Source organism: Candidatus Enterococcus moelleringii, from assembly GCF_017377575.1.
Taxonomy (GTDB): Bacteria; Bacillota; Bacilli; order Lactobacillales; family Enterococcaceae; genus Enterococcus_A; species Enterococcus_A moelleringii.
On sequence record NZ_JAFREM010000047.1, the window covers coordinates 1 to 7,853 of the forward strand.

Consider the following 7,853-nt stretch of genomic DNA (forward strand, 5'->3'; position numbering starts at 1 on the left):
CAGCGAAAAAGGAAGTTTCAATATCCAATACCGGGACTGCGAATGTATTTGTACGGGTTTCTTATGAAGAAGTGTTGAAACATTTGACGGAAAAAGGTAAAGAAAAATACGATCCTGAATCAGTAGCTGGAGCTAAGTACGTTAACGTAGATAAGGATTCAGGCTTGGCTAAACACATGCCAATCAATTTCAATGGTGCCAAGGCGTTTACTGACGGATTTAAAGTTGTTCCAGCAGCTCAAATCACTGGGTTGACTTCACCAGCTGATGACAACGTTAAGTTGCTAGTTAAAGGTACTAGAACAGTTGATCCAACTACTGGTGATATCGGAAATAGCTTTGAAGCAAAATTAGTGCACGAATATTATACAGATCCAGCGAATGCTGGGAAAGACCCTAATGATTCAGCATCTGGTTACGATGCTAAGTTGAATAAATACCAAAAAATGACTTACAATATTGCATTTTTATCAGACAACAGTGGCAAGTTGAATGCACATGAATGGAACTTCGATTTAACAGAAGTTAAATATGGTTACTACGAAAACGGCTACAAGAATACAGTCGTTAACTGGGCGAAATCTAGCTTGCCAAACGCGGATGGAATCGCAGCAGGAGCTGCTGGAAATCTAGAAGCTAGTGCTTTGCTTGGAACAAAAGGTAAACGTTACAACACAGATTATGACTACAGAATAACCACTCTAGGAATTCCTGCTGTTCCTGCAGCTACAATAACATCAAACGCAGCTCAATTTCCTATAGCTGCTGGGAAAAAAGCAGTTCAAGCGGATACAAGTGGTTTAGGCAAGAGCGCAATCAAGATTGATTACGCTGCTACTGTTGTTGATCAAGCTGGATTAGCTGCAGCAACAAACAACTGGATCTACAATTCAGAAGATGGCTGGTTCTATTATACTCAACCATTAAACAGCGGTGCTACAACAGCAGATTTATTGAAGAACTTAGTATTTGAAAACGATATGGGGACAGAATACACCAACGCCTCTTACGATTTAGTTGTAAAACTGGAAGCGATCCAAGCAACAAAAGAAGCATTGACGGATACTGCTGGTTGGAAGTTGGATACAACTAAGCCACTTACTAAAGCAATTCACGACAAATTAGCACCTTAATGCGATGAATAAACCATGAAAAGGGGAGGAGTGGAAAAAAGTTGCGTAAGCTCAAAGCTATACTCGGCGTACTGCTGTGCTTCTCAGGGCTTTTTACTGGGATATTGTCCGCAGATGCTGCTGAAGCACTTCCTCCCGGCATGGTAATCGGGGATTCTGATGGTATTTACGCTACTCCAGAAGGAGAATATTACGTTGATTTAGTGAATATTCTACCTGGCGAAACGTATGAAAAGGAAATTACCATTCGCAGTTTGGATTTGGAAGAGCCCTTCTCTTTAGGCATGTTAGTAGAAGAGAAAGACTCCAACGGATCTGTAGATTGGAAGAACCATATCACCATGACCTTAACCTTAGATGGAAAAGAAATATATGATGGTTTGATCCTTGGTGATGGCAGTAAGGATTGGACAAAGACCCCCTTAGAATTAGGTGTCTGCAACTATGGAACAGACAAGATTCTGCAAGCGAAATTCGTAGTTGATCCGAAACTAACTAAGGAAGATCTGCGTGAGGAGAGTACTTTGTACTTTTACTGGACCTTCATTGCTACGAAGGATCAGCCAACGGAACCATCCGAGTCGACAGAACCATCTACATCAACGACGCCAAGCACCTCAGAAGGACCGACTACACCAAGTAGTTCGAGGGAATTGCCGCGGACAGGTCGAGGAGCCGGTCCAGGTGGTTCAACCGGAGGAGGAACTTCTGATAGTGGGAAACGTCTGCCGCAAACAGGTGAACAAATTGTTTACCAATTTCTTTCTGGGTTATTGCTGGTATTGATCGCGTTGTTCTTGTGGAGAAAACGACGAGAGGAGGGGCAAGAATGAGCCAAAAAGAAAAGCTGCGTCATTTGCTCCAAACATTTGTCAAAAGCAAGGCTCTATTTGCCTGCTTTTCTCTGTTGTTAAGCCTTTTATTAATTGTAGGCAGTACCTACGCTTGGATTACATCTTCTGATGAACGGGTCAACCAAGCCAAAAGGAATTCTCGAAAGCTTTCTGCCGTAATCGAGGAAGATTTTACTCAAGTTTTTCAATGGGCACCGGGAACGAAGAAAGAGAAAATGATTCGCGTAAAAAACGATGGTGAGACCCCTGCAATTGTCCGCGTCTCCTTGAAGGAATTTTTCGTTTCATTTGAAACGGATAAAACTGACAATCATGTCGATGGTGACGGTAATGGGAATTTGAAGGTCTATGCTACACCTAGCACCACATCAGTTGATATGAAAAAAACGTCTACTTGGGTCGTGGGAAACAACTATGAAGTAAACGCTAATACTTATTACAAAGCGAATTATGCATTGTTAAACAAGACGTACCAGTATAATGGGACCCGCGATGCACCTTTGCCAGCATTCGAGCTGGCTTTCCAAACTAATAAGGTATTCGACAAATCGAATCCTCCACCAAATGGGGCCAGCGAGTATTGGTATTACGAAGGCGGCTATTTCTATTATTCTGAGGTCATGACACCTAGTCAAGTGACACCGAATCTATTGGAAAGTGTTTCTTTAAGTCCAGCTTATGTTAATCAGTATAAGTGTGCGTTATACAAATTGGTTCCAGAAATGGATGCCCATGACGTGACTCGCTCATTGATATCTGATTGGGGGATTTCAACGACTGGTTATGTCTATCAGATGTATGACAATAAACTCTACTAATCAAGGAGGAACAAGATGAAACTGCAAAAGAAACCTGTACGACGTGTCATTTACTTCGTCGTCACTGTCGGCTTGATCCTTCTGATGATTGGTGGCGGTTATTGGGTATACGCGGCAATGACAGCCAGTGATCGGAAGGAAAATGACTTCCGAATCGGTCAAGTAGAGACCAAGATTGATGAAGTGTTCAATGAAGATATCGATGAAACTCTGATAGGTGAATCGGTTCCTAAACAAGTACGAATTGAAAATACTGGTACGATTAAACAGTTTGTTCGGGTGATGGTCTTGCCAGAAGTACGTAAAGTCATTGCTGGAGATGAGCCGAATGAACAAGTTTTATCTTTGAAAATAGGTACTGACATTTTATTAAAAGATATGGCTACAGCTGATTGGATCGATGGTGGTGATGGCTATTACTATTACAATAAAGCTATTGAGCCAGGTACTGGTAAAGAAACCAGCTATCTGTTCAAAGCAGTTCAGTTATCAGACCAGTTAAGTAACCGTTATGATGGAACTACTTTTAAGATCACATTGAAGGTAGAGTCTATTAATTGCGCGAAATTCGCTTATCGCGATGCTTGGTGGCAAGGAAGTACACCAGCAGATGGATCACCATTAAAAGCTGTAGATAATGCATTACAAGATAAGACAGAAAACTAGGGATACAGATTCCCCACTGTGTCCCTCAATAAAAGAAGCAACACTCATGAGGTGAGTGTTTTACGACTAGAACATTGATTTGATGAGTTTTGAGAGAAGGGGTAGGGAAGATGATTAAGGGTACTAATCAACGAAAAAAGAAAATTATTCGACGAAGTCTTATTATTTTAATACTAGCTATGATATTTGCGGGAGTTGGGTATTATTTCTTTCAAGAAGGATCTGAGCCTGTCGATAAAGTAGAGGCATCAGATGTAATTGGTCCACCTGGAGATTTTAGATTGACAGCTGAGAATAGGTGGGATAACACAGTAAAACGAAATTATGCTCAGCTAAATTGGGAGAATGTGCCTGAGTTGACACAATCCGGGTATAGGCTTTTTCAATCTGAGGATGGTAACATTTGGAACAATCGATCTTTACTTTACGGGAAGAGCATTAAAGTATTGAATGTATATCCAGATACTGGGGCATCTAATACGCTAAAGGGATGGATGGATGGATTAGGAATGACAGCAGACGATGGCATGACAAATTTAATTCAAGTTACCCCAGTCGCTATTGCGGATTTTAATGTAAACCCAGATAGTCAGTTGAAAGATGCATCGGGGAACTATAAGTATGACGTTATTATGTTTGGTAGTTGGGACAGTAATTATAATAAAGACATCTCAGAAGAAGGGGGAAAGGCGACAACGGATTTCATATTATCAGGTAGAGGCGTGTTATTCGGACACGATACTATTTATAAAAGACCTAACAATCAGCTTCAGAATTGGTACAAATACTTTTTTACTCAGAATAATTTTATTGGAGTAGGACACGATAGTAATATGGAAGACTCTACTGGCAGGCTTGCTTCAGGCTATAGATCAGGATCTGAGAAAGTTAAAGTTTTGAATGATGGCTACTTGATGAAGTTTCCTTTTGAGCTTCCAAATGGAGTGATCTTAGATATTCCCTTAGCTCATAGTGTTGAACTTTCTAGTAATAGCATGGGTATAGTGTGGGCGGAATTTATAGAACCACTCCACTCAAATTTTCCAAATCCTATCTATAGAGGAGAAGATTGGAGTGGTGGATGGTATTTAAAAACAAATAATAATATTGCAATGATTCAAACAGGACACAGTCAAGGTCGTTCAACTGAGGATGAAAGAAAAATTATAGCTAACGTTCTTTACAATCTTGCGCAAGTTTCACTAGAAAACAATGCCTCTGACTATTCTGTGATAGATGATAAAGCTCCTAATAAACCGAAATTAGATGCACGGCATGGTAATCGTAATAAATTGGACATACGTGTAGATGCAAAAGACCTCGGAAAAAAATATCAGTGGTACGTTCAAGCTGATACTAGGACCGGCGTTTTGAAATCAGACACTGTTGAAGAAGAGATTGTCAGTAATATTGCCGGATACTTTTACAGAATCGTTTCGGACCCTAACAGTTCAGACTACAAAACAGAAATCGAAAATAAAAAAGACCAGTATGGTCGAATTCCAGAAGAGCAATTCACAAAAAAAGTTAATCCAGGTGATAACTCAGTTTCTTATCCAACGGATTTTTCCATTTCAATAGATAAAACAACTGATTCTGGGAAATATATACAAGTAATTGCTGTAGATCGTATGAGTAATGTTAGCGATGTGACCACTATTGCTGTAGAAGACCTAGTCCCAAGGATAGGGTTTGAGGTCGAGCGAACAGGCGATGAAGCTAAGTTAGTTGAACTAAACTTAGTACCTGAGATGGATCAAAGCATGGAAGTTTTAGAAGTTAGAGTTCCTAAAAATTTGGTAATAAATCCAGGTGACTTACCTACAAATTGGAGCCAGTATCAAACTATCGAAGGAACAAATTCTGATTCTATCATATTTATAATGGGAAATAATAACTCGTCTACCGCCATCCTAGATTTTTTGAAAGCACTCAGATTTAATATTGGAAATCCTGTAAATCAACAAGGAGAGATCGAAGTTTTATTTTATGAGAATCTGAAGGAAACAGTCGAAGTTAGACAAGATAATTTTTTGGAATATTTTTCCTTAATTAGTCAAGAAGATACTGGCGCGGGTTTTCAAGGCACAATAGATTCCCATTACGATCCAGATACTGGCATATTAACGTACACTAGAGACGAGGATTTTAAAATGGGAGGTTTTTATTTAAGAAACAGAATTTCATTTGAAGAAGACTTTAGGTTTGAAGGGCGAATCAATCTTGGAAACAAAAATAAAGCAGCTGGAGGTGCAGATGGTGTAGGCTTTCTACTACATCCTGGCAGTGCTAGGACTTTAGGAAAATGGGCAGGCTATCTTGGAGTTGGTGGTATACCAAACGGGATCGGGTTTGTCATGGATACTTATCACAATACTGTAGAAGATATATTTATGTATCCAGATCCTCCGATATTTAGAAATCAGTCTTATGGGGCACTTGTACGAAACGAAGGAGAAAGAGGCAAAAGAAAGGCCTATATGGGAGCCGATGCACCTGGCAAGCAAATTCCTGATCCAGCAAATAATACATTTAGAGATTTTGTTATGGAATATACCCACACTAATCATACGTTAACTGTTAGGTATAACAATGATAATAATTTAGTATGGACAAAAGACATTTCGGATTGGCTAGTTGAAGGTGCAAATTCTTACGCTTTTTCTTCACAAGGAGCGACAGGTTCAGCAACCAATTTACAGCAAATTGAAATAAGAAACTTTACATTTACAGAAGTTACTGAATTTACTGAAGAAAGTATTGGTGATGTATCATTCTCTGCTACAATCCCACAAAAGATATTTTTAAAGGGCTACGATGACAGCGGTGGAGCATTGTCAACAGGTGATATTCTTGAAGATCAAAAACTAAGAATTGGTAAGTCAATCACTGTTCAACCAAAAGTGCTGGAATTCTACAGCTTTATTGAAGCCCAAGAAATGGACAGTACACCGCGAAGTTTAAGCTACACCGTCTCAAGTACCTATCAAGAAGGCAAACTAATATATTCGTTAAGAAGAGCAAACATGCACATTCGACAAGTGATTCAGAGTCCGAATGATGAGTTGGTAGTTCCGAAAGAAGGTTATCTAACGATTCAGAATCAATTGCATAATAGTGGCAATCCAGTACTAGATACCAATTACCAAGTTAATATGGCGATTTCTTCTGGTATGGAAACGGATAATCCAGACTTCACGACATTCGTAGTCTCGACCACCCAGTTAACCAATGATAATGATGAGGTGCAGTTGTCGGCTATCATTCCGGAGTTCTACAAGTACAACGGCTACAAAATATCGGATACCTTAGCTGCTCACGATAGTGCGCCGTTGCTAACAGATGCTAAGATCTCACTCACTCGCTTGGCAATTTATAACCAAGGTGAGTATTGGATCACCATCTACTTGGAACCAAACGGAACCAATGATGGTAAACCTCAGCCTTATAGTTGGGACTATAAGAAAAATAACTTAGGGAAAATCAAAACAAGTAATTGATGATGGAAGGGAAGAAATAATCGGTGGTCTATCTTTTATTGCTCGTGCTGGGACTGGTGCTGCTGGTTCAGAGTTATCTCTTGTTCAATCTGATGCGTTCGCAACAAGAATTAGAACGAAGAGTAGCACATTTATCTAGAATGATCAGAAAACCTGGCGCGAGAAAAGCACCACCAAGACCCAAGAAAAAAGGGGAATTTAAGGAAGAGAGAGGCCGAAGGCGATGAATCTGGGGTATGCAAGAGGGTATCAATTTACCCAACAATTGGATTTGTTGGAAGACTGCTTTGTGGATGAGGTATTCTCTGATGGTCACGAAGAAGCTGAGGCCTTGTTTTCACCTATGAGCGAGTTTCAAGCGCTGCTGGATTTCTCTAAAGAAGGCGATACGTTGGTGATTGCCTCTTTGGAAGTATTGTCTCGAGATTACCGGCAACTGCTGGCTTGCTTGGATCAATTGGAACAACGGAAGATTGAGCTTGATGTACTGAACATGCCGCAGATGACCTTGGAGGAATGGCGTCAGATTTTCAAGTGGTCCGTTCGTAATGATCGACTGCTGCATCCTTATTTGGTACAAGTGGGGAAAGAACGCAATCGGAGTAAGTCAGCTTATTCTTTGTTCAGTAAAGAGCCGGAAGCGCGAAAATTGTATCGGGAAATTATCTGGTTGTTAGTAGAGAAATTGTCTGTTCGACAGATTGCACAAAGGAAACGGGTGCCGATCGAAACAGTTTATCGCATCCAGCAGGAACTCAGACAGGTGCAGCTGGCAATTATTCTAGTCATCTGTTTCCTGTTGGCGATCTTTAGTATTAAATTAGTCGAAAGTTACTTTGATCAAGTGTGGATTCAAGTAGTCATCTGTATTGTCGTCACATT

The 7,853-nt window shown here is 40.2% G+C and carries 6 protein-coding genes; all 6 read left to right on the forward strand.

What is annotated here, in order from left to right; genetic code table 11:
* A partial coding sequence (locus JZO70_RS21745; protein ID WP_207675801.1) for a hypothetical protein occupies positions 1 to 1,133 on the forward strand: 1,133 nt, incomplete at its 5' end.
* 41 nt (positions 1,134 to 1,174) lie between these two features.
* Positions 1,175 to 1,966: an LPXTG cell wall anchor domain-containing protein gene (locus JZO70_RS21750; RefSeq protein ID WP_207675802.1), complete on the forward strand. Its 792-nt coding sequence runs from the start codon at positions 1,175 to 1,177 to the stop codon at positions 1,964 to 1,966.
* Positions 1,963 to 2,805: a BsaA family SipW-dependent biofilm matrix protein gene (locus JZO70_RS21755; RefSeq protein WP_207675803.1), complete on the forward strand. Its 843-nt coding sequence runs from the start codon at positions 1,963 to 1,965 to the stop codon at positions 2,803 to 2,805. Before JZO70_RS21750 ends, JZO70_RS21755 begins: the two co-directional genes overlap by 4 nt.
* Positions 2,806 to 2,820: 15 nt before the next feature.
* The gene (locus JZO70_RS21760) at positions 2,821 to 3,471 is read left to right on the forward strand and encodes a TasA family protein (RefSeq protein WP_207675804.1); all 651 of its coding nucleotides are present in this window, start codon (positions 2,821 to 2,823) and stop codon (positions 3,469 to 3,471) included.
* Positions 3,472 to 3,581: 110 nt separating this feature from the next.
* Positions 3,582 to 6,971 carry a lectin-like domain-containing protein gene (locus JZO70_RS21765; RefSeq protein WP_207675805.1) on the forward strand — a complete coding sequence of 1,130 codons (3,390 nt, stop codon included), beginning with the start codon at positions 3,582 to 3,584 and terminating at the stop codon, positions 6,969 to 6,971.
* Positions 6,972 to 7,194: 223 nt separating this feature from the next.
* A partial coding sequence (locus tag JZO70_RS21770; RefSeq protein WP_207675806.1) for a recombinase family protein occupies positions 7,195 to 7,853 on the forward strand: 659 nt, incomplete at its 3' end.

Coding starts and splice junctions, on each gene's coding strand:
- JZO70_RS21755 (WP_207675803.1), top strand. CDS start 1,963: ATGAGCCAAAAAGAAAAGCTGCGTCATTTGCTCCAAACATTTGTCAAA.
- JZO70_RS21760 (WP_207675804.1), top strand. CDS start 2,821: ATGAAACTGCAAAAGAAACCTGTACGACGTGTCATTTACTTCGTCGTC.
- JZO70_RS21765 (WP_207675805.1), top strand. CDS start 3,582: ATGATTAAGGGTACTAATCAACGAAAAAAGAAAATTATTCGACGAAGT.